Origin of the sequence: Acinetobacter sp. A1, assembly GCF_012371315.1 — a bacterium.
Taxonomy (GTDB): Bacteria; Pseudomonadota; Gammaproteobacteria; order Pseudomonadales; family Moraxellaceae; genus Acinetobacter.
Map to the genome: position 1 here is coordinate 20,209 of NZ_JAAZQY010000006.1, position 22,620 is coordinate 42,828.

The window sequence follows — 22,620 nt, forward strand, 5'->3', positions numbered from 1 at the left end:
TTCAAATGTTTCGATGTATGCGTTTAGACATATTCTGAAGCGGCATGCGCAGATGACCATGCCCATTGAAAGTTATAGCCACCTAAATGTCCTGTCACATCTAAAACTTCACCAACAAAATATAGGCCTTTTTGTTTTTTACTTTCCATGGTTTTTGAAGACACCTCTTGAGTATCTACGCCACCTAAAGTGACTTCGGCTGTGCGGTAACCTTCTGTACCCGATGGTTTGACTTCAAAGGCATTTAAACGCGCTGCAATGTGTTCAAGTTTTTCATCACTGATATTTCCAATTGCTGTTTCAGAAAGCTCTGACCAAATCAGTTGCTGTAATTCGGTTACCACACTTTTAGGTAGGTGTTCAGTCAATAAAGTGCGCAGTAAAACTTTCGCCTGAGTTTGTTTTTTCGTTTTTAGAAAATCATAGAGTTCTAAATAGGGCAAAAAGTTAATTTTAAAGCTTTGACCGACATCCCAGTAATTGGAAAGCTGTAAAGCACTTGGCCCGCTCAAACCACGGTGGGTAAATAATAAGGCTTCGGTAAAACTATTCAGTGAGTTTGATAAGGTTGCATCTACAGCATTACCACTTAAACGCGTGGTGACTTCTTTAAAGCTGTCTGAGAATGTAAAAGGCACTAAACCTGCACGAGTTGGATAAACATGATGGCCAAATTGTTTGGCAATTTCATAACCGATGCCTGAACCACCAAGGGTAGGAATAGATAAACCTCCTGTAGCCACCACCACTGAAGTGGCCTGAAAGTAGCCTAGAGTTGTGGCAACCTGAAAGCCCTGATCATCCACAGCATTCACGGCTTTGACTTCAGCATTGGTTTTAATATCGACTAAGGCCGTTTTTTCACATTCTGCCAATAGCATGGCTAAAATTTCTTTGGCGCCGTTTAAGGTAAATAATTGCCCATGTTTGCGTTCTTCATATTCAATGCCGTATTCACAGACTAAGCCAATAAAATCCCAATTGGTATAACGGGTTAATGCTGAAATCACAAAGTGTGGATTATGTGAAATGTAGTGGTTGGGTTCGACCTCTAAATTGGTGAAATTACATTTTCCACCACCTGACATTAGAATTTTTTTACCCACTTTATTGGCTTTTTCCAGCACTAATACCTTGCGACCACGCTGTGCAGCCATGTAGGCGGTCATCAGCCCTGATGCGCCCGCGCCTAATACCAAAACATCATATTGATTTGCAGTTGCCATGTCGCACCGAGAGAAAATGAAAGCGGACTATTATAGACTTTATCGTTTGAGGATGTCGCATTTTCAATGCTGAAATGCGTTTGGAACGTGAGTATTGCCTATAAAACATGAAATGATTATCAATTAAATAGATCACTGTCGTGATGTAGGCACTTTATGTGAGGATGGTGATAATTTGTGCATCAAGGTGTTTTTTATGTGATGAGGTTGTTGTAAAAATTGATAAAAAACAATAAGTTATTATTGATTAATTGTGTTTACTTCTCCAAAATAAATTTTATTTTTTGACATATTAGTTGTGTCGTGACTGTGTTTCTTGGGGAAATTTATGAATAAAACACGTTTAAGCCTTGCTGTAATTTTAAGTATAGGTCTAGCAGGTTGCGGCGGCGGCGGAGGTGATTCTGCATCTACATAAGTAAATCCATCGAACCCGACACCAGCACCTTCTCATCCAGTTCAGCCTACACCCCCACAAGATGCAAGCCTAGCCAAAAAGTTAATCAATGAAATTCGCCTTGCAGATGTGGCAACAGAATTCACAGCACAGACTTTTGGTTTGGAAAGCTGGACACCACGTGCGATGGTGGTACATCAAGATATTATGTATATTGCGAATGATGGTGGTCAAGCCAGCATTTTACGTTATGACTTAAAATCTAAAAGAGCACTCAGTACAATTCATGCACAGAATATTCCAAGTCTAGGACAAGCTTGGAACCGTTTACTGGATTTGAATGTGCATAATAATCGTTTGTATGCGACTTCTTATTCGTCAAATCGGGTAGATGTTTTTGATATTGGCTCGGGTGAACCGCAATATCTCACTTCACTAGGAACAGGCAGTTGGTCAGGTGATCAGCATAATGTCGTATTGGTGCATCCAATGTCGGTGACTGCCAATGATGAATTTGTGTTTGTGACCGATACTCATAGCCGAATCAATGTCTATCGGCACAGTGAGGTTCAGACCAGTACACGTTTAAAAGCCAAAAAATATGCACGTTTGGCCTTACCTAACTGTGGCTATAATTGCAGCGCACGTTTAGAAACAGTGGGCAACATGCTTTACGCCAGTTTTGACAATGGCATGACCTTTATGTATGACCTTAGCCGTTTGGAAGAGGGTGCAACAGGTGTGGTAGCAACAAAACAGGAAAATGTGGCAACACGTGTATTCCATGTTGCCGATGATGGACGTTTTTATGCGGCAAAAACATCAGGACAGATTGACAGTTCTACCTTACCAAATGCGAACAATCTGAACAATGTTTTTCCGAAAGCAGAAGAAAGCTTTTATAAATATCAAACAGCAACAGATCAGCAGAATTTGGCTGGTGCTTTAGATATTCAAGTCAGCCAGAACCGACTTTTCAGTTTATTTAATGGCAAGATTGTGATGTTGCCGCTGAAAAATTTACAGCAGTTCCAATCTAATACTTCAGCGACAGTGATGGCCTTAAAGCAAGAGCAGGCTCAAAGTCGCAACTATGTTTTACAAGATGGTGAAAGTTGGGAAACACTGACCAATGGAAATTTACGCCATTTTTATATGGACAAAATTTTCACTGCAAGCGTGCAAGATAAAGTTTTAGCCTTACAAAGCTATAGTGCAGCACCTGTGAGTGATTTAGAGTTGCATGCCAAACTTAAAGATACAGAGCAATGGTTTGTTGTGGCGAAATTAGATCATCTAGATGCATTTAGTCAGGTGAAGCTCAATTTAAACCTAAACGAAAACATGAATTTTCCATTGGTGGATGGTTCAGGTTCGATTCAACTTGCCAATTTAAGCCAGTTCCAAAAACTCCCTGCAGATTTATTGGATGTCAAAATTAGTTCCAAAACGGATACTCATGTTCAAAAGCTTACAAGCCTGAAGCCAAAATGGAGAATTCAGTTTGGTAATTATGCGCCAGCGACTCACGGCAATTGGGGTAAAATTACGCCTGCTTATGCACGTGAATGGGTCATTATGATCACCAATTTTGCTTATCTAATTGATAGCCCTGAATTTAAGCATATTTGGTTTAATCATAAATCTGTGATGGGACATGACTTTTTTGGAAATAGCGGCCCTGTGGTGGGTAATGGTGGTTATTTCACAGCAGAAGACTATAAAAAATACTTTGATCAAATTATGAATCGCGGCACGATTCGATTAGGTGTTTCTACTATTGGTGGTGGTTTAGGTGGTGGTGAAGTTTTGGGTGTAGACACATGGCTATTCTATGCACATTATTTTAATACCAGTATCGGTATCGTTGGGCATGAGTTTGGTCACCACTGGGGCGGACATAACAGTGCATGGGCACAAAGTGGTTATGGTTTGCAGCCTGTAAATCAGCAATTGCACCAGTATTTACAACGTAAACAACGCTTGCCGTATATGGATCCAGACCTAAATAAGTTCCACTTAACGCCACGTGAGCAACTTTATAATGGTGTAGCTGAGAATATGCGCAGACCACGTCCAGATTCTGACGTAAACAATTTAGAGCGCTATTTTGCAGCAAACCCACTCAAAGAAATGCAGCAACCTTAATCATCTGCTTTTATCCATCCAGCTACTTATATGTCGGTTGGATGGATGTCATATTTATTTTTCTTGTCTAAAATTTCTGCATGAATACAGTTTATCAACACAACTTTCATCAAACTTTTTTATGATCTGTTTATATTAATCCTAAACATCAACTCGACTGATTTATTTTTCATTTTCTTCAAGATAAATACACCTTTCTGTCAAGTTTTATAAAAAGGAAAAGCAGATGACACAAACAATTGAATTAAATCAACTGAAACAATATAACCTGATTACCTATATTTTATATTTGGTTGGTTTTGTCGTAGGTATTACAGGTTTAATTGCGATTATTATGAACTATGTCAAACGTAATGAAATGCGTGGTACGTGGTTAGAAAGCCATGTGGATTGGCAAATTAAAACCTTTTGGTACAGCCTTATTGGTTATATTGTCGGTTTTCTATTAACTGCAATTTTGATCGGTTATGTCATTATTTTAGTAGTATTTATTTGGCATGTTTATCGTTTAATTAAAGGCCTGATTGCCTTGAATGATAATAAACCTATTCAGGCTTAAATCATCACAGATAAACAGGTTATTCAGCTGTTTGGTTTAAATCAGGTAGGTCAATGTGCCTACCTTGTAAACCACCCGTATGAATTAGCAAAATACGTTCACCTGCATTGAATTCGCCACGTTGTATCATGCTACTTAATCCAAAAAGCATTTTTCCTGTATAAATTTGCTCGAGTGGAATTGCCTGTTCTTTTTCAAACGCTCGAATAAAGGCCAGTAATTCAGGCGTGGTTTTGGCATAGCCACCACAGCAAAATTCATCGGTAATTTGCCAATTTTTTTTGCTGGTGAGTTGTTGTACTACTTGTGTTAAAAAATCACCTTTGAGTGCGGAAAAACCCAGAATTTTTTGATGGGGAAGGCTCGCTTCAATTAAACCTGCAATGGTTCCCCCTGTACCGACAGCACAGCAAATTAGATCAAACTGGTGTAGATCATCTGCGGTTAGAATTTCCTGACAGCCTTGAGTTGCAAGTCTATTGCTGCCACCCTCAGGAATAATATAAGTATTCGGATAAGACTGTTGTAACTGCTGCAAAAATTCAGCTTGGTTTTTTTGACGATAGCGCTCGCGTGAAACAAACTCAAATTGCATCCCCATTTGCTGCGCTAAATTTAAAGTTGGATTTAAAGCACGGTTCGCCAATTCTTGTCCACGAATGATCCCAATACTTTTCCAGCCAAAAAGCTGTGCTGTATAGGCAGTTGCTGCAATATGATTAGAATACGCACCGCCAAAAGTCAGCACTTGCTGATAACCTTCGGCTTGTGCTGCCAAAAAATTGTATTTTAATTTATAGAATTTATTACCCGAAATGTGAGGATGCACCAAATCTAGCCGTTTAATCCAAAGTTCACGACCATGAACATAAATGCGTTGTAATGGAATTTCTTGGGCGATGGCATCAAACATAAACAAGGCTGGAAAAAAATGACTTGCTATTATAATCAGCAGATTTGATAAAAAGACATCAACAATAGAACTAGGCTATTTGTCTTTATGGATTGATCGGATTGCTGATGGCGGACTTGATGATAGTGTGCTTGAATTTTCAGCATTTTATTCATATTGTTGATTTAAAAAATATACCAAATAGTACAAATAAAAAGAGAAAAACCGTAAAATAGCCAAATTGATTGAGTTTGGTTGGGTGTTGGTTTTGGAGTCTTTACTTATTTTAGGGTCAATTGCAGCGGCATTAATGCTTGGTGCGATGAGTCCGGGGCCAACCTTTATTTATGTAGCAAAAAACTCAATTGCTATTTCACGTAAACATGGCTTGTTCACTGCTTTAGGTACAGGCACAGGTGCTGCAATTTTTGGTTTATTGGCCGTTTTAGGTTTGCAGGCAATTTTATTGGCCGTACCTTCCGCTTATTTTGCATTGAAAATCTGTGGTGGCTTATATCTATTGTTTTTGGCTTATAAAATTGTGAAGCATGCCAAAGCACCTATTCAAACTAATCTTGCACATGGGCAACAAATGTCGCTGCGCCGTGCGTTTACCACTGGTTTAATTACGCAGTTATCTAACCCTAAAATTGCAATTGTCTTGGCCAGTATTTTTACGGCTTTATTGCCCAAGGAAATACCAACCTATTTTTATGTGGTGCTGCCAATTTTGTGTTTCTTTATTGATGCGGGGTGGTGCTCATTGGTGGCAGTGGCATTATCTGCAGAAAAGCCACGTCAGGCATATATTAAATTTAAGGCCGTATTTGACCGTATTGCAGGGGCGGTGATGACAGTTTTGGGCTTAAAGTTAATTTTTGGGATGAAGTGATTTTTGTACATAGATCTCCCCTTGAGAGAGGAGATCTTTATTCGGTTTAACTTATTTTTTACATTCTGGTTGAGAGCGGTCAATAACTTGAGTGCCCTCAACACGATAACCAATTTGCCCAACAATGAAAGCTTGGTTTAATTGAGTAATAACAACATCTGATAAAGCAACAGCACAACGATCTTTTTCAATTGCACGATCTACAGCTGTTTTAAAGTTCGGAATACCTAAAGGAAATAACACAACAGGTACTTTATCCTCACCTGTAACTCGTTCACCTTTAACAAATTGATTTGAGTTTAAGTTGTAGTTTTTTGTAGATGCAACAGTCATATCAGCCATGCGTACTGAACAACCAGTAAAAACAATTGTAGATAAAGATAATGCGATTGCTAATGCTTTTTTCATAAATACCCCTAAAATAATTTTAATAAATAAAAGCAGCGATATTTTAATTAAAGCTATTTAAAAATCAATAAAATAATTTTATTTTTAATAAAAATGCGCCTGGTAGGCGCATTTTTTAATTTACAGCTTAACTGACTTTATCCCCCGGTTTAGCACCTGATTCTGCTGAAATAACAAAGACACCTTCACCATTTCCTGCAGCAAGTACCATACCGTTTGAAATACCAAAACGCATCTTACGTGGAGCAAGGTTAGCGACCATTACCACCAATTTGCCTTTTAAATCTTCAGGTGCATAAAACTCACGGATACCGCTAAACACGTTACGAGGTTCAGCTTCACCAACATTTAAAGTCAGTTGAAGAAGCTTATCAGAACCTTCAACAGTTGCTGCCTCTAAAACTTCTGCAACACGTAAATCGACTTTCATAAAGTCTTCAATTCCAATGATTTCTGCTTCACCTACTTTAGGCTCTGCTTTTTTCTCTTTGGCTTTTTCCTTTTTCTTTTCAGCTTTTGGTGCTTCAGCAGGAGCAGCTAAAGAATCCTTAGATGCATCTACCATAGCAGCCACAGCTTTCGGGTCTACACGTTGCATGAGTGGTTGGAATAGTGCAATTTCATGTGCCACTAAAATCTGTTGGCGTGATGCAAAATCGAAGCTATCCAGTTTTAAGAAATCTTGTACTTGTGCTGCAAGCGTTGGCAACACAGGACTTAAGTAAATGGCCAATTGACGGAACAGGTTAATCCCTACAGAACATACATCATGTACTTGTTGTTCTTCACCTTCAATTTTGGCTAAAGCCCAAGGCTTTTTCTCATCAATATATTGGTTGGCTTTATCGGCCAATGCCATAATTTCACGAATAGCAGTTGAAAATTCACGCGCTTCGTATGCTTGAGCAATTGAGTCACCCGCATCAATAAAACTTTGTACCAATTCAGGCTCTGCACAGGCATTAGACAATTTATTGTCAAACTTAGTGTTGATGAATTTGGCACAACGGCTAGCAATATTCACCACTTTACCTACAAGATCAGAGTTTACTTTCTGAACAAAATCATCCAAATTTAAGTCAGAATCTTCAACTTTGTCAGATAGTTTAGATGCGAAGTAATAGCGTAAATATTCAGGGTTTAAATGCTGTAAATAGGTTTCTGCTTTAATAAATGTACCGCGAGATTTCGACATTTTTTGACCATTCACAGTCAAGAAACCGTTTACGAATAAACCTGTTGGGGTGCGATAACCCGCACCATCTAACATTGCAGGCCAGAATAAGGCGTGGAAATAGACAATATCTTTACCAATGAAGTGATACACCTCTTTGTCTGAATCTTTTTTCCAGTAATCTTCAAAATTTAAGTCAGGGCGTTTGCTTTTAACGTAGTTTTCAAAACTCGACATATAGCCAATTGGCGCATCTACCCACACATAGAAATATTTGTTTGGTGCATCTGGAATTTCAAAACCAAAATAGGGCGCATCACGTGAAATATCCCAGTCGTTTAAACCATTTTCAAACCATTCATCTAATTTGTTGGCAATTGAAACAGGCAAGCGACCTTCATCACGGGTCCATTTTTGCAGGTACTCACCAAAATTTGGCAATTTAAAGAAATAGTGATCTGACGATTTTTCTACAGGCGTCGCACCGCTCAAGGTCGATTTAGGATCAATCAGCTCAGTTGCGTTATAGGTTGTACCGCAGACTTCGCAAGAATCACCATATTGATCTTCCGCTTTACATTTTGGGCATGTGCCTTTAATGAAACGGTCAGATAAGAACATGCCTTTTTCAGGGTCAAATAATTGCGTGACAGGACGAACGGCAATATTGCCTGCATCACGGTTTTTGACATAAATTTCACTGGCACGTGCGCGGTTGGTATCGCTATGCGTTGAATCATAATGATCAAAATGCACACCAAACCCATCAAAATCACGAATATGTTCTTGCTGCACATTGGCAATTTGCTGTTCAGGGCTAATCCCGTTGGCTTCAGCACGCAGCATGATTGCTGTACCATGCGCATCATCCGCACAGACATAAGTCACGTCATGTCCCATTGCACGCATGGCGCGAACCCAGATATCTGCCTGGATATAACCGAGTAAGTGACCCATATGGATCGGACCATTGGCGTATGGTAGGGCGTTGGTGACTAAAATTTGACGCACGGATATCACTCTCTCAAATATGGATGATGCAATTCGGGCAATTTTACCTTAGATAGCCTATAGATGCACAAGGGATTCCATGAATTCTTTTCAAATCCATTTACAACACCAAACACAATGCATAAACAAGAACTTAGTCTGAGTTTGAGTAAAAATAAGACAAAAAACCAAGTTATCCAATCGGAATTAAATATTTTCAGCTACAGCATGGCTTAACCTTGTACCGAATTATCGTTACACTATCAGAATCGCGGTATTTCCAAACTTTGGAGTAAATCTATGTCTTGGCTTTCTTCACTTAAATCGGTTTTTTCACCATCTCAGTCGGTGAATGAAGAAGCGATTCAGCAGATTTTGCAAAGTTACGTGCTGCCACATTCTCAGCAGTTGTTAAAAGATCGGATTTCCCAAGTGAATGTGCAGGGTGAAATTTTACAAATCACCATCAATACGTATCCTGAAGAAAAATCACATTTACAACAAATACATGATGAATTGGCCGATGCTTTGGAAAAATGTGGCATTAAAGAATTGAATATGCATGTGATTCAGCAAAAAACGGGTCAAGCAAAGCAAGAAAGCTGTGGTCATCAACATGCTGAGGGAGAAAGCTGTTCATCATCTACTCAAGCTCAGACTGCATCTTCTAATTTACCACCAGTGGTCGATGCTGCGGGTCAAAGCTCAGTGCAAGAAGCAGATCCGAATAATCCACCTATTCAAAAAGCTGCGCCACAGCAGCGTGATGTGCCAAAACATCCACGTATTCAAAACGTGATTTTGGTGTCATCAGGCAAAGGTGGGGTGGGGAAATCTACCACGACAGTGAATTTGGCCTTAGCATTGCAAGAGTTAGGCTTAAAAGTTGGGGTATTGGATGCTGATATTTATGGCCCAAGCATTCCTACCATGCTGGGTAATGCGGGCAAAACCCCTATGATTGAGGCCGAGCAGTTTGTTCCATTAGATGCTTTTGGTATGCCAGTTTTATCCATCGGACATTTAACGGGTGATCATAATACACCTGTGGCATGGCGTGGGCCCAAAGCGACTGGCGCATTAATGCAGCTTTTTAATCAGACCTTATGGCCTGATTTGGATGTGCTGATGATTGATATGCCGCCAGGCACGGGTGATATTCAATTGACTCTGGCGCAGCGTATTCCAGTAACGGGTGCAGTCATTGTGACGACACCGCAAAATGTTGCATTAATGGATGCCGTGAAAGGAATTGAACTGTTTAATCGGGTGCAAATTCCTGTTATGGGCGTGATTGAGAATATGTCGACGCATATCTGCTCAAACTGTGGCTATGAAGAGCAAATTTTTGGTCAGGGCGGTGGCGATAAACTGGCAGAACAATACGACATTCCGTTGCTAGGACGTTTGCCTTTAAATGTGAGTATTCGTGAAAATGTCGATGCAGGCACACCGTCTGTAATTGCTGGCGATGATGCTGCAGACAGTTATATTGCGATTGCCCAACAGATAGCAAAAAAACTGCCTAAAGCTGAAAAAGATCATAATCGTATTTTTTAAGTGCGAATTGAAAAATAACAGTTATTGTTGCCTTATAAGTATTTCAATAGCTAGAAGCTACTTAGGATTAGTGTGCCTGTAAATGGGAAATGGCGGAAATTTAAATTATCTTGGCGCTTTAAAAGTAGCTAGTTTTCATTAATCTGGTTTTCAGTTAAAGTACAGCACAGTTTAAACATTCATATTTTGGATAGAAAATAAATGGCAATTAAGTCTGATCGTTGGATTCGCGAAATGAGCGAAAAACACGGCATGATTGAACCGTATGCTGAAAACCAAGTTCGTTTTGACGAAAATGGCGAAAAACTCATCTCTTATGGGGTGTCTAGCTACGGTTATGACGTGCGCTGTGCGCGTGAATTTAAAGTCTTTACCAATGTTCACTCAGCAATTGTTGATCCAAAAAACTTTGATGAAAAAAGTTTTATCGATATTGAATCAGACGTGTGCATCATTCCGCCAAACTCTTTTGCTTTAGCGCGTACTGTTGAATATTTCCGTATTCCGCGTAATGTCTTGACGGTGTGTTTGGGTAAGTCGACCTATGCGCGTTGCGGTATTATTGTCAATGTCACTCCGTTAGAACCTGAGTGGGAAGGGCATGTCACCTTAGAATTCTCTAATACGACTAATTTGCCTGCACGTATTTACGCTGGCGAAGGCGTGGCGCAAATGCTATTTTTTGAATCAGATGAAGTTTGTGAAACCTCGTACAAAGACCGTGGTGGTAAGTATCAGGGGCAAACAGGTGTGACTTTACCTAAAGCATAACTGATAGACTAATTCAGATTAAAAGAAAGCGAGCCGAAAGGTTCGCTTTTTTCATTCATCGGAAAGCTGTGCTGTTTAGCCAGTTTTTTTTGCATTTGTATTAATATTCAGCATAATTAAATTTGAGATTGGTTTGGCATAATCACGTTTTTAAGGATGAAAACACCCTAATAAATAGCCAAGTCATAGATAAATAAAAGAAAGATGCGGAGCATCAGATAAAAGGAAGGTCGAGATGACTGAACACGCAATTACTTTCCCTTTTCCAAAGCATTGCTTAGCTATTGCCGTAGGTATGTTCTTGGCAAATCCGAGTTATGCCTTGCAAGCACTCTCAGATGACTCCCTCTCTAATACGACAGGCGAAGGTGTTGCGTTAGTTCTTGATGACTTCAAGATGGTGTTCCAGCAACCGAACGATCTTTCTACAGGGTCAAGCTATACTCGTGGCTTAGACAACCCTAGCCAATATGATACGGGCTTTATTCGTATTATTCCGACGGGGGAGAATTATGCACAGTTGGGGCAACGTACTTACGATAAAGTCTATAATACTGCCTATAATGATGCCTTACTAAGTGGTAAAGTTGCATCATATAATGGTGTTTATGAGTCAACTTTTGATAGTAAATATGCTGCTTACTCTGCAGCTAACTTAACAAGAATTACAAATGAGACTGAAACAGCATACAAGGCAGAGTATCGAGGGCGTCAAGTACAAACCTATTTTGATTCGCCTACCATGCAAGCCTATTATGAGCAACGTTATAATGAATATTATAAGGAAGGGAGGATCAGTGCAACGAAGGATGGAACGACCATTCCTGGTGCTGGAAATCCAACCTGGTTGAATAAAGATGCATCTACAAAGTATGCATTACAGAATACTTATGAAATGATTGAGTTTCTGTATGGGGTTAATTATGGGGATGCTATTCCGACGAATACGACATTTTATCAAAAATATGTGGCTGGTAAAATTAATAGATCAAATGTAATAGACCCAGTGGTAGCTACGCAACTCCAAAACAAAACAAATCAAACATTAAATCAGCTTGCTACAGAATATGCTAAAACTGAAGCTCAGTTAGCGAGTGAGGCAGCTTTGGCTGTAGTAGTGGAAAATGCTGAACAAGCTGCAAAAGCACTTGCTTCACAAGCTTCAGTGGGTTCGCTCAGAACCAAAGCCGATGTCTTTATTTATGGTTTGGCGCTGTCTAAAAGTGATAACTCATTAAGTAGCCGTTATAGCAATCAAGGCTTTAACTGGGGTTCGGCAGATAACCCATGGTTATTCCGCGCGGGTACAGAAAAAGTAAAACAATTTAAAAATGTTGAAAAAGAAGTGGGTTATTTGGCGCTTGAGGCACCACTTGCGACTATTGCAGCAACAGAAAGCGATAATAATATTAAACTGGGGTTTTGGACTGATATTTTCTCACGTCAATTAAATTCAAGTGCTGAAGTTGATCCATCTACAGGTGCACCAAAATCTGGCTTAGATAAAGAGCATCGTTTGCGAACCCAATTTGTTGCTAATGGTTTAAGTTTAAATGGATCGCAAACAAGATTGTTCCAAACCTTAGATTCAGATAATCCAAATCATCATCAAACCTTGGGTATGGCAAGCCTTGTACGTTTGAATACCAACGACAACCCTGCAAATTTAAGTATTGATGATGCCAATTTAGACAGTAAGGGCATACGTATTAGTACCGCAGCAAAATCAGATCCTTTAGATGGGACAGCCTTAGATGGGACAGCCGTTACTCCAGCTATTGACCGCTCACTCGCGCCTGTTTTTCATGATACCGAAGGTCTGTATTTGTATAGCCCAAATATCAATTTAGTTTTGGGTAATATGTATCAACCTTTTGTAGTTGGTTCAGAGGGTAATAACATTGTGTTGGAAGTAACACGTATTCCAAACGTACCAGAAATATACAACAAAATTTATCAAAATTATGAAGATGGCAAAGGTGGGTATTTAGGTGCCACCGCATTTACAGGTGCGACTTGTAATGTGGTCAGTTGTGGTACGTCGCTCAAAGCCAGTGCAACAGATAGCATCGCAATGTATCAGGGGCGCAATGCAACACACAGTAGCATTGCTATTGGTACAGTTGATCGCTTACCTAACAATATGTTGCGCGCTAAAGATCACGATAAAGCAACGGGTGTAGTGTTTAAAGGTATTGACGGCACAACAAAAAACTTGGGCTCAGTCGCTATAGATGGTGTGTTAATTCAGCATCTCAAATTTAAAACAACGGGTCTATAAGGAGTAAATCACAATGCTGAAAAAGTTATCTTTAGCGACATTACTGTGCACTTCTTTTACACATGCTAATTTAATTGCACTAGATCAACATGAGTTAACCCAAGCAACAGGTCAAGGTGGTGCAGATTTAAGCTGGACGCTTTCACTTAACCATGAATATGCAGAAAATTTGGAGCTGAATAGCATTTCAAAAATTAACGCACTTAGTGGTATGCCTGATGAAGTGTACTATCGCTATGGCGCAAAATGTGCCGAAAATAATGTAATGTGTCGATTGGCTTTTGCTCCCAATAATCATACAGATGAAAATGGAAATCAAAAGTGGCTGGTATTTAAGCAAATCCAAGGGACAGTACAAATAGATAAGTTTTCCTTAGATGGAACTACCATTATTAATCATAAAAATGACCCACAAACAGCAATGCAGCTTAAGTTTTATGATGATAAACCACTTAAAATCAGAAATTTGGGTTTTGCAACTATGGCCATTGAAACAGGCACAGGCGATGGGGCAAATGAAGGCTATGCAAATTCGGAAGTTTATAGTTTAGTCCAGCAAGATGTTCCTTTGTTTGATCAAGGCGCTGAAAAAGGATTTATGGGCTTAAATATTCACGGCAACATGCACATGTCGGGCAATGTAAAAATATTTAGCTACAACTGTACAGGTTCAGCAGCAAGCCGTTGTTGAATATAGGACGAAGTACAGGATAGGGAAATAAAAATGAAAAAAATAATGCAATTGAATTTATTAACATTGAGCGTACTTTGTGCTCAGCAAGTTTATGCTTTAGAGCTTATCACAGACCAGCATTTGGCTAATGTGAGTGGGCAAGATGGGATGGTGATTACCCATGAAATGTCTAAAGCTACTATTCAGCAAGCCAATTGGTATGATCCAGATTTGGTGGATGGTGCTCAGCTTGGTTTAGGTTTACATAATGTTGAAATTAAAGGGCAAAATAATCAGTCTATTATCAGTAAGCTCGCTTTAGATGTTGGTAAAACAGATGTTGGTGCTGGCGTGCGTATTGATGCGAGTATTGATGCTTTTCAATCGTCAGCTGACTTAAACTTGGTCAAAAGAAGCTGTGTTGCGAATAGTTGTACTAAAGAAACACAAAGCTTGGGCCGATTAGGCTTAGAAATCAAATCACCTTTAAAAGTCTTGTTAGAAACCAAAGCAGGTTTATTTAATCAAAATGAAACAGCACATTTAAATTTTCAGTTACAAAATGCCAAAATTAGTCATGGTTTAGGTAATCATCAACTATCTATGCATGATTTTAATTTTAATTTTGCAACCGATGGTTATATGTACATCGATGCTGATGAAGGATTAGTATTTACCACTAAAAATGGCTCAACCGATCACTTTGTAAATTTAGGGCGCGTCGCAGATTTAACAGATGTAGCAAATAGCCGGCAGAATGCAACCAACCCTGGGGTCAATATTGACCTGCGTTATAACGATAAAAATCTCATTCGTTTTGGTGCTTCTGGAGCGGTGACGAATGCAAAACTATTTTTTAATGGTCAACAAAGCGGTGCAGCCAACTTCAATGTTTCAAATAAAAATAATGGCATTGTAGAAACTCAAAATGTGCATGTGACAGGCTATGAGGATGTGCTTGGTCAGGGCGGTCTACATTTGGGCTTATCAGCAGACTTTACCAATCAGAATACTGTAGGTTTACAGGCAGGCCAGTTGCCTACAACTTTAGAAATTGGACATACAGGTAACGGAAGCTACGCGGTTGAATTTTCAAATTTGAGACCATTAACGACACGTAATGCTCAAGGTGAATTGCATCATCAAAATGCATATATAGATTTTGGCGATCTTTATATCAATACCGTACAAGCAAAAAACCTCAATTTTTTAGTGAATGAAAATATTAAAAATACACTAGGTGTCGCAAGTCCAATTCTAAATCAGGTACTTTCCAGTCAACTTGAGGGTGAGCAATTTGCTTTGATAGCTGTACGTGGAATGGATTTCCAATCTATCGCGGCTAAAGCAAGATTTATTTCTGATAACTCTATAGATGAACTTACAGGTGATGGCGGCTCTTGGGGAATTGGGATTCCAATCTATAATTTAAATGCCAATGTTGCGTTGTCAGGTAAAACTTATCAATCTCCTTATGATGGTGCGACAAAAACAGGGATTGGCTATAACGCGCTTGTATCTACAGAAGGTTATGGCATTGACTCAAAAACAGGCTTGCCGAGTACAACTTCAATTATCCTGATCGATGGTCAAGACAGCCTACATGCTGGAGAATCAGTTAACTATTATGCAGGTTTAAGAAATATTGATGCGCTGATTCAATCTGAAGGTGTGATCGGTTATGAAGACGAAGGTATTTATATACGTGCGGATCACTTACTTTTAGCAGCCAAAGCTGAACTGGCAATAGGGCAGTTACCAGGTTCTAAGTATAACTGTGTAACAGGTTCAACTAAGTGTGGCAGCTTTGTGCCCCACGATAATTTTGCAAAAAAAGATGATGTGCTGACAACTATTGCACTTAAACTAGATGGTAATGGTGAGTTGTTGGTAATTCCTGGTATAAACCCGACAGCAAACGATCCACATTCTAACTTTTTATCTTTTGATGCAAATTTTCAATTTAAAAGCTTAACAGATGCTGAAAAAGCTGATCCGAATAATTTAGGGAGTTATTTAAGTTTAATTAATGAAGATCAGGTTAATAATGAAACAATACAGACCTCATCAATCAATTTGAACCGCATGGAAGGTCACATTGGCTTAAAAGGGAAGGTTTTAGTCAGTGCAGATACTGTGACTTTAGATAACCAAGTGAAATTCAACTACAAAAATGATATCGCACAACCATTTAAGACGGATTTTGCAATGTCAACGAATGGCAACATGCAAAAAATTGCTTCGGTTGCTTTCACGGGCGGCAGCATGCGCAGCACCTTGGGCATTACTCCACGCTAATAGGTAGAAATAAAATGAAAAAAACAATTTTAGTAGCATCAATTTTAAGTTCAGTCTTTTCATTTAGTTCTGCTCAGGCGATGCAGGCTTTGGACGATCGTCAGCTTTCTAGAGTAAATGGGCAGGCTTTATTGAGTATGGAGTTTTCTCAAGGCTATGAACAGGTTGACGAACTGCGCCAATCGATAGACCAAAGTAACATAGGATTTTATAAGCTTGGTCTTGAAGCAGATATGGAAATTAATGCCAATATTAAAAAATTACAGTTGGGATGCGGGGGAATAAATGGAGCTGGGGGCTGCGATATTGATATTGATCATATTGCATTAAGTGGATTACCTGCGAAATCTGATTATTCCTCTGAAGATAGAGCATCAAGTTCTGCCTTGATTCGCAATCCTTTTGTTCAGTTTGCGATAAAAAAACCACAGTCAGCTGCTGAACGTGAAGTACTTGGTTTTCGGGTAAGTGCTGAAAAAATTGTGGGTTTATTAACAATGGGGACGGAGAACTCAGATACTCCGAACGGAATTAATTCATTTAGTGGATACATGAAAACCAAAGAGTCTTCAGGGGTTGCTCAAACAGCTGTACGTCAGATGAACTATGCTGCCACAGGACAATATATTGAAGGAGCAGTTAAAGGAAGCTTATTCGGTATTCCAGTTAACCGCGAGCTACATTATAAATCGGATAATTATGATTTCACTTTAAAATCAACAAAAGCCCCATTTGTTATTCCATCAACTATTGTTTCTGGTACACGTATGACCGATGTGGAGTTAAAAGGTCAAGGTACTGTTGATCGTTTGGATTTTAATGGACCACTCGAGGCACAAATTTCACTTGCAGGTTTAAATATTAATTTAGATAAACAAATCACAGGCTATTTAACGGGTTTACGGACAGACATTACAGTAAATCAAAATTTAGGTTTAATTCATGCATTATATTTGAATAACCCAGCTTCTTTATCATTACAATCTCAAAAGATCTTATGGCCTGGTGCTAAAGTGGCTGCGAATCAAGGTTGGTGGATGGCGATGGAGGATGAGGTAGACTTAGGTAGTGTTTCTCCTTCAAGTGCGGTTCAAATTACAGATGATGTCCTGAAACAAACGATTGCGGGTATTAATCATGATCTCAGTACCAATGTGCGTGATTGTGGAGATTTAGTCATTGGTTGTATTGGTGGTTCCTCTTTGGATGTGAAAGAAATTAAAAACCCTGCGTTGATCAACTTTCCATTGCAAAATTTAAAGCTAGAAGGGCAAAATTTTAGATCTAACTGTTATGGTGGCATGAAATTCTGCTAATAATGAATAAAAAAATCCCGCTGCATGAGCGGGATTTTTTATGAAAGCAAATTATTTTGCAATTTTAGCCAACAACTCTTCTTTTGAGATATTTACAGATTCAGAGTCACGACGACCTTTATATTCGAAAGTACCTGCATCTAAACCTTTTTCACCTATCACAATACGGTGTGGGATTCCAGTAAGTTCTAAATCAGAGAATTTGACCCCTGGGCGCTCATTACGATCATCTAACAACACATCATAACCTGCTGCTTGCAATTCTGCATACAGTGCTTCTGCTGCTTCTAATGTACGTGGTGATTTGTGTGCGTTCATTGGCACAATCGCAATTTCAAATGGCGCAATTGCTGCAGGCCAAATGATGCCTTTATCATCAAAGTTTTGTTCAATAGCAGAGGCAACTACACGGGTAACACCAATACCATAACATCCCATAGTTACGGTAAACGGCTTACCATCTTCACCAAGAACTTTACAGCCCAAAGCTTCTGAATACTTAGTGCCAAGCTGGAAAATATGACCGACTTCAATACCACGTTTAATTTGTAAGGTACCTTTACCATCTGGAGATGGATCGCCTTCAACGACGTTACGCAAATCATAAACTTCGGTATATTGCGCATCACGCTCCCAGTTTACACCTGTTGCATGTTGGTCAATTTGGTTTGCACCCGCAATAAAATCTGAAAGTACTGATGCAGCACGGTCTACAATCACCGTGATGCCTTTTTCAAGTAAACCTTGTGGGCCAACAAAACCTGCAGTTAAGCCTAAATCTGCAATTTGTGCTTCTGTTGCAAAAGTAAGTGGAGCTGCAATCAGTGGGTGTTTTTCTGCTTTAATTTCATTCAGCTCATGGTCGCCACGTAAGAATAAAGCAATTACAGGAACTTGTCCTGATTCATTGGCAACACCTTGCACCAAAAGTGCTTTTATAGACTGATTGCTGTTTGCACCTAAAAATGCAGTGACATCGGCAATGGTTTTTTGATTTGGTGTATCTACAACTTTTAGTTCTTGTGTTGCTGCCGCACGTTCACCCACTAAAATAGCTTCTGCCATTTCAATGTTTGCTGCGTAATCAGATTCGGTAGAGAAAGCGATATCATCTTCACCACTCGATGCCAAAACATGAAATTCATGCGAGCCTGAACCACCAATAGAGCCTGTATCGGCTTGTACTGGGCGGAAATCTAAACCTAAACGTGTAAAAATACGACAGTAAGTGTCGTACATGACATCGTAAGTTTCTTGTAAAGATGCTTGATCGTTATGGAAAGAGTATGCATCTTTCATCATAAATTCACGTGAACGCATCACCCCAAAACGAGGGCGAATTTCATCACGGAATTTGGTTTGGATTTGATAAAAGTTAATTGGTAATTGCTTATAACTTTTTAATTCATTACGCGCTAAATCGGTAATTACTTCTTCATGGGTTGGGCCAAGTACAAAAGGGTTGTTATGGCGGTCATTGAAGCGCAGTAATTCTGGGCCATATTGCACATAGCGACCTGACTCTTCCCAAAGAGAAGCAGGTTGTGTAACAGGCATAAATGTTTCTAAAGCGCCTGAGCGGTTCATTTCTTCACGAACAATTGCTTCAACTTTATTTAGCACACGCACACCCATTGGCAGCCAAGTATATAAACCTGAAGCCAATTTACGAATCATACCCGCACGTAACATCAGCTGGTGAGAAATCACCTCGGCATCGTTTGGGGTTTCTCTTAACGTAGCAAATAAAAAGCGACTCGCGCGCATGGAAACTGTCCTAAATAAAGAAGCGTTAAAATGGAATTTTTTCAGAGCCGGATTATACAATAAAAATGGGGCTAAGCTTGCGTTAAAATTTAGCCCCTCCATTATACGTCAATGTCGTTTGATGCTATGAAAGCAATTTGCGGGTTTGGTGCAGCATAAAGTTTTTAAAGTCATCTAAGTAAGTAAAAATCACGGGTACAACAACTAAGGTCAGCAGTGTAGACGTAATCACACCACCAATAACAGCATGTGCCATAGGTGCACTTTGCTCACCGCCTTCTCCCAGTCCAAGGGCGAGGGGTACCATCCCCATCACCATGGCACTGGTGGTCATTAAAATAGGGCGTAGTCGGGTTTTACCTGCGGCAATAATGGCGTCATAACGTGACTCACCTTGATCCATAGCTTTTTTAATAAAATCAATGAGAAGAATCGCATTTTTGGTCACCAGTCCCATCAGCATAATAATGCCAATAATAGAAAATAGGTTCATGGTGGAATTAAAAATAAACAGCGCCAAGAACACGCCAATCAGCGACAACGGTAAAGAAGCCATAATTGCTGCGGGGTGAATAAAGCTGTTAAATTGCGAGCCTAAAACAATATAAATAAATACGATGGAGAGTGTGATTGCTGTCAGTGCATAACCCGCAGATTCGGCCATATCGGCATTAGAACCTTGGGTGTCAAAACTATAGCCTGCAGGGAGTTTAAAATTATCCTGAATTTTTTGTATGTCGGCACCAATGTCACCTGCAGGTCGACCTGCGGTGTTCGCTTCTACCAAAACTTCACGAGCTAAATCTCTTCGGTTAATTTGTGCTGCACCGAGGCTTTCTTCAAAGCTCGCAACACTCGCCAAAGGCACTAGAATGCTTTGTCCATTGGAATCAGTTTTTTGTGAAGTCAAATACATGCTTTGTACATCACTTGGCAGACTGCGTTGGTTTTCGGTTAGGCGCACGTTCACATCATAGGTTTCACCACGTTCATCTTGCCATGTCGTAACATTATCCCCAGCGATGAGTGGTCGGATAATATTGGCAATTTGATTGACTGATAATCCTAAATCACTGGCTAAGACACGATTTATATGCACACCAAGCGTAGGTTTAGGCGCTTTCAGTGAACTTTCTAAATCGACAATCCCCTCTACCTGTGCAATTTCGGACATAAAGCGGTCAGAAATTTTTTGTAGTTCGGCTAAATCTGGGCCTTTAATGGAAATCATCACGGGCTTTTGACCACCAGATACTGTTTCGTCCGCAGAAGCCACCGAGGTAATACTAATGCCTGCAACACTTTGCAAACGCTGACGGAATTCATTGTTGAGATCAGTCAGGCTTTGTTGGCGTTCATTACGCGGGCTAACGGTAACACGTAAACTAGCATGGTTTTTACCCCGATCCGTTACGCTATTAATAACGCCATAAGTTGTACGAACTTCGGGGTGTTGACGGATAATGTAATCCACTTGTTGTAGTTTGGCCTGTGAATATTCCAAAGAGGCATCTACAGGGGTTTCAAATTTAATCCGAATTTCCCCTTTATCTGGCACGGGAACAAACTCAGTTCCAATCAGTTTGGATAATCCCAGCGCGCCGAACAAAGAGCTTACAGCAATCAAGAGGGTGATGACCCGAAAACGTAGTGCCAGTTTTAATAATTTCTCGTAATGCGTGCTTAAGTTATCCAGCTTGTGGGAAATCCAATTGAGGAAGCGTTTTATACGACCTGGTTTTTTATTTGGATTGGTTTTTTCTGCCCAATGTGCAGATAGCATTGGGTCTAGGGTAAAACTGACAAACATAGAAATCAGTACAGCGGTACTTACCGTCACACCAAACTGATAAAAGAAACGCCCAATAATGCCGCCCATAAATGCAACGGGCAAAAATACCGCAACAATGGTCAAGGTTGTAGCGAGAACAGCTAAGCCAATTTCTTTGGTGCCATCTAAAGCTGCAATAACATGATCTTTACCCATATCGGCGTGACGTACAATATTTTCACGCACCACAATCGCATCATCAATTAATAAGCCAATACTGAGCGAGAGCGCCAGCAAGGTCATCATGTTGATGGTAAAACCAAATGCCCAAATAAAGGTTAGTGTACCCAGTAGGGCAATGGGTAATGTTAGCCCTGTAATGGCTGTAGAACGAAATGAACCTAGAAACAGCAGTACAATTAGGACTGCAAGTATGGCACCTTCAATAATCGTACGTGCCACATCGCGAATACTGCCACGAATGCCTTTAGAGGAATCCACCACGACTTTCGCGGTAATGTCCGCAGGGAGTTGCTCTTGAATGCGATCCAGAGTTTTGTAGGTGTTATCCACCACCTCAATGACATTGGAGTCGGAGCTGCGTAAAATGTCGACTGCTATGGCAGTTTGTCCATTTAAAAATGCACTAGTTTCCAATTCAGCTTGGCTGTCTTGAATGGTCGCCACTTGTTTTAAAAAGATCGGTGCGCCATTTTTATTGGCAATAATCAAATCGCCAAAAGCCAATGGATGGATAACTTTGGATTGGATTTCGACCACCAACTCACTGTTGGCCTGCTTGAGTGTACCGCCAGGAACCTCAATATTTTCAGCTTTAAGGGTATTGATGACCTGGTCAACCCCTATGCCAAAACTCATTAATTTTTGTGGATCAACCTCAATCCGAATTTGTCGTTGTGCATCACCCAGTAAATTGACAGTGCCCACGCCTGATACGGTGCGCAGTTGTGGCACAATTTGTTGATCTAAATAGGAGCTCAAATCCCGCAGAGACATTTGTGATGATTCAAATACAATCGACATGACCGCATTGGCTGTTGGATCGTATCGCTCTACCACAGGGTCTTGAATTTCATCACGAAACTCTGCACTGACTGAAGAAATTTTATCACGTACATCTTGTGCCGCGACTGCTGAAGGAACATCCAAATTGAATTCGGCAATGATGGTAGACAGTCCTTCACTGGATTGAGAAACCAGTTGTTTTAGTCCAGAAATGGTATTGATCTGATCTTCCATTTTCTTGGTAATTTCAGACTCGACTGTTTCAGGTGAGGCGCCCGGATAGCTGGTATAAACCACCACAAAAGGGAAGTCGACATCAGGAAATTCTTCTACACCCATACGTTGCCATGAGGCCAAGCCAAGCACCATCAGACAGAACATCATCATGATGGTAAAAACAGGGTACTTGACACTAACTCGGGTAAACCACATAACAACGATCCTGATTTTTTATTTATTGGACATATTCAA

At 40.0% G+C, this 22,620-nt stretch carries 15 protein-coding genes; 9 read left to right on the top strand and 6 right to left on the bottom strand.

The window, feature by feature from the left end; genetic code table 11:
* Window positions 1-23 precede the first annotated feature (23 nt).
* Window positions 24-1,226 (bottom strand): NAD(P)/FAD-dependent oxidoreductase, encoded by a 1,203-nt coding sequence (locus HHA41_RS03610; RefSeq protein ID WP_168419220.1) that lies wholly within the window; start codon window positions 1,224-1,226, stop codon window positions 24-26.
* Window positions 1,227-1,752: 526 nt separating this feature from the next.
* Between HHA41_RS03610 and HHA41_RS13100 the strand changes: the two genes are divergently transcribed.
* A complete protein-coding gene (locus tag HHA41_RS13100; RefSeq protein WP_252726713.1) occupies window positions 1,753-3,771 on the top strand; it encodes a hypothetical protein in 2,019 nt (672 codons plus the stop codon).
* Window positions 3,772-3,997: 226 nt separating this feature from the next.
* Window positions 3,998-4,330, top strand: coding sequence for a hypothetical protein (locus HHA41_RS03620; protein WP_168460561.1), 333 nt, complete (start codon window positions 3,998-4,000; stop codon window positions 4,328-4,330).
* A gap of 19 nt (window positions 4,331-4,349) precedes the next feature.
* Here the strand turns inward: HHA41_RS03620 and HHA41_RS03625 are convergent, their stop codons facing one another.
* Window positions 4,350-5,243, bottom strand: a complete 894-nt coding sequence (locus HHA41_RS03625; protein WP_168460562.1) for a pyridoxal-phosphate dependent enzyme — start codon at window positions 5,241-5,243, stop codon at window positions 4,350-4,352.
* A gap of 247 nt (window positions 5,244-5,490) precedes the next feature.
* Between HHA41_RS03625 and HHA41_RS03630 the strand changes: the two genes are divergently transcribed.
* Window positions 5,491-6,114: a LysE family translocator gene (locus HHA41_RS03630; RefSeq protein ID WP_168460564.1), complete on the top strand. Its 624-nt coding sequence runs from the start codon at window positions 5,491-5,493 to the stop codon at window positions 6,112-6,114.
* 51 nt (window positions 6,115-6,165) lie between these two features.
* On the opposite strand, the gene HHA41_RS03635 is transcribed toward HHA41_RS03630, so the two are convergent.
* Both HHA41_RS03635 and metG read right to left on the bottom strand, forming a co-directional pair.
* The gene (locus HHA41_RS03635; protein WP_168460565.1) at window positions 6,166-6,522 is read right to left on the bottom strand and encodes a hypothetical protein; all 357 of its coding nucleotides are present in this window, start codon (window positions 6,520-6,522) and stop codon (window positions 6,166-6,168) included.
* Window positions 6,523-6,649: 127 nt separating this feature from the next.
* Complete coding sequence (gene metG, locus HHA41_RS03640) at window positions 6,650-8,707, bottom strand: methionine--tRNA ligase (RefSeq protein ID WP_168460567.1); 2,058 nt, start codon at window positions 8,705-8,707, stop codon at window positions 6,650-6,652.
* 279 nt (window positions 8,708-8,986) lie between these two features.
* On the opposite strand from metG, the gene apbC reads away from it, so the two are divergent.
* The 6 genes from apbC to HHA41_RS03670 all read left to right on the top strand — a co-directional run bounded on the left by apbC (window position 8,987) and on the right by HHA41_RS03670 (window position 17,585).
* On the top strand, window positions 8,987-10,246 hold the full coding sequence (apbC, locus tag HHA41_RS03645) for an iron-sulfur cluster carrier protein ApbC (RefSeq protein ID WP_168460569.1): 1,260 nt from the start codon (window positions 8,987-8,989) through the stop codon (window positions 10,244-10,246).
* Window positions 10,247-10,447: 201 nt separating this feature from the next.
* On the top strand, window positions 10,448-11,017 hold the full coding sequence (gene dcd / locus HHA41_RS03650; protein ID WP_004975507.1) for a dCTP deaminase: 570 nt from the start codon (window positions 10,448-10,450) through the stop codon (window positions 11,015-11,017).
* Between the two features lie 235 nt (window positions 11,018-11,252).
* Window positions 11,253-13,298 carry a hypothetical protein gene (locus HHA41_RS03655; protein ID WP_168460570.1) on the top strand — a complete coding sequence of 682 codons (2,046 nt, stop codon included), beginning with the start codon at window positions 11,253-11,255 and terminating at the stop codon, window positions 13,296-13,298.
* 13 nt (window positions 13,299-13,311) lie between these two features.
* Window positions 13,312-13,989: a hypothetical protein gene (locus HHA41_RS03660; RefSeq protein ID WP_168460571.1), complete on the top strand. Its 678-nt coding sequence runs from the start codon at window positions 13,312-13,314 to the stop codon at window positions 13,987-13,989.
* 33 nt (window positions 13,990-14,022) lie between these two features.
* Window positions 14,023-16,269: a DUF6160 family protein gene (locus HHA41_RS03665; protein WP_168460573.1), complete on the top strand. Its 2,247-nt coding sequence runs from the start codon at window positions 14,023-14,025 to the stop codon at window positions 16,267-16,269.
* Window positions 16,270-16,283: 14 nt separating this feature from the next.
* Complete coding sequence (locus HHA41_RS03670) at window positions 16,284-17,585, top strand: hypothetical protein (protein WP_168460574.1); 1,302 nt, start codon at window positions 16,284-16,286, stop codon at window positions 17,583-17,585.
* A gap of 51 nt (window positions 17,586-17,636) precedes the next feature.
* Here the strand turns inward: HHA41_RS03670 and HHA41_RS03675 are convergent, their stop codons facing one another.
* Together HHA41_RS03675 and HHA41_RS03680 are read right to left on the bottom strand one after the other, a co-directional pair.
* Window positions 17,637-19,352 (bottom strand): proline--tRNA ligase, encoded by a 1,716-nt coding sequence (locus tag HHA41_RS03675; RefSeq protein ID WP_168460575.1) that lies wholly within the window; start codon window positions 19,350-19,352, stop codon window positions 17,637-17,639.
* Between the two features lie 124 nt (window positions 19,353-19,476).
* The gene (locus HHA41_RS03680) at window positions 19,477-22,581 is read right to left on the bottom strand and encodes an efflux RND transporter permease subunit (protein ID WP_168460577.1); all 3,105 of its coding nucleotides are present in this window, start codon (window positions 22,579-22,581) and stop codon (window positions 19,477-19,479) included.
* Window positions 22,582-22,620 lie beyond the last annotated feature (39 nt).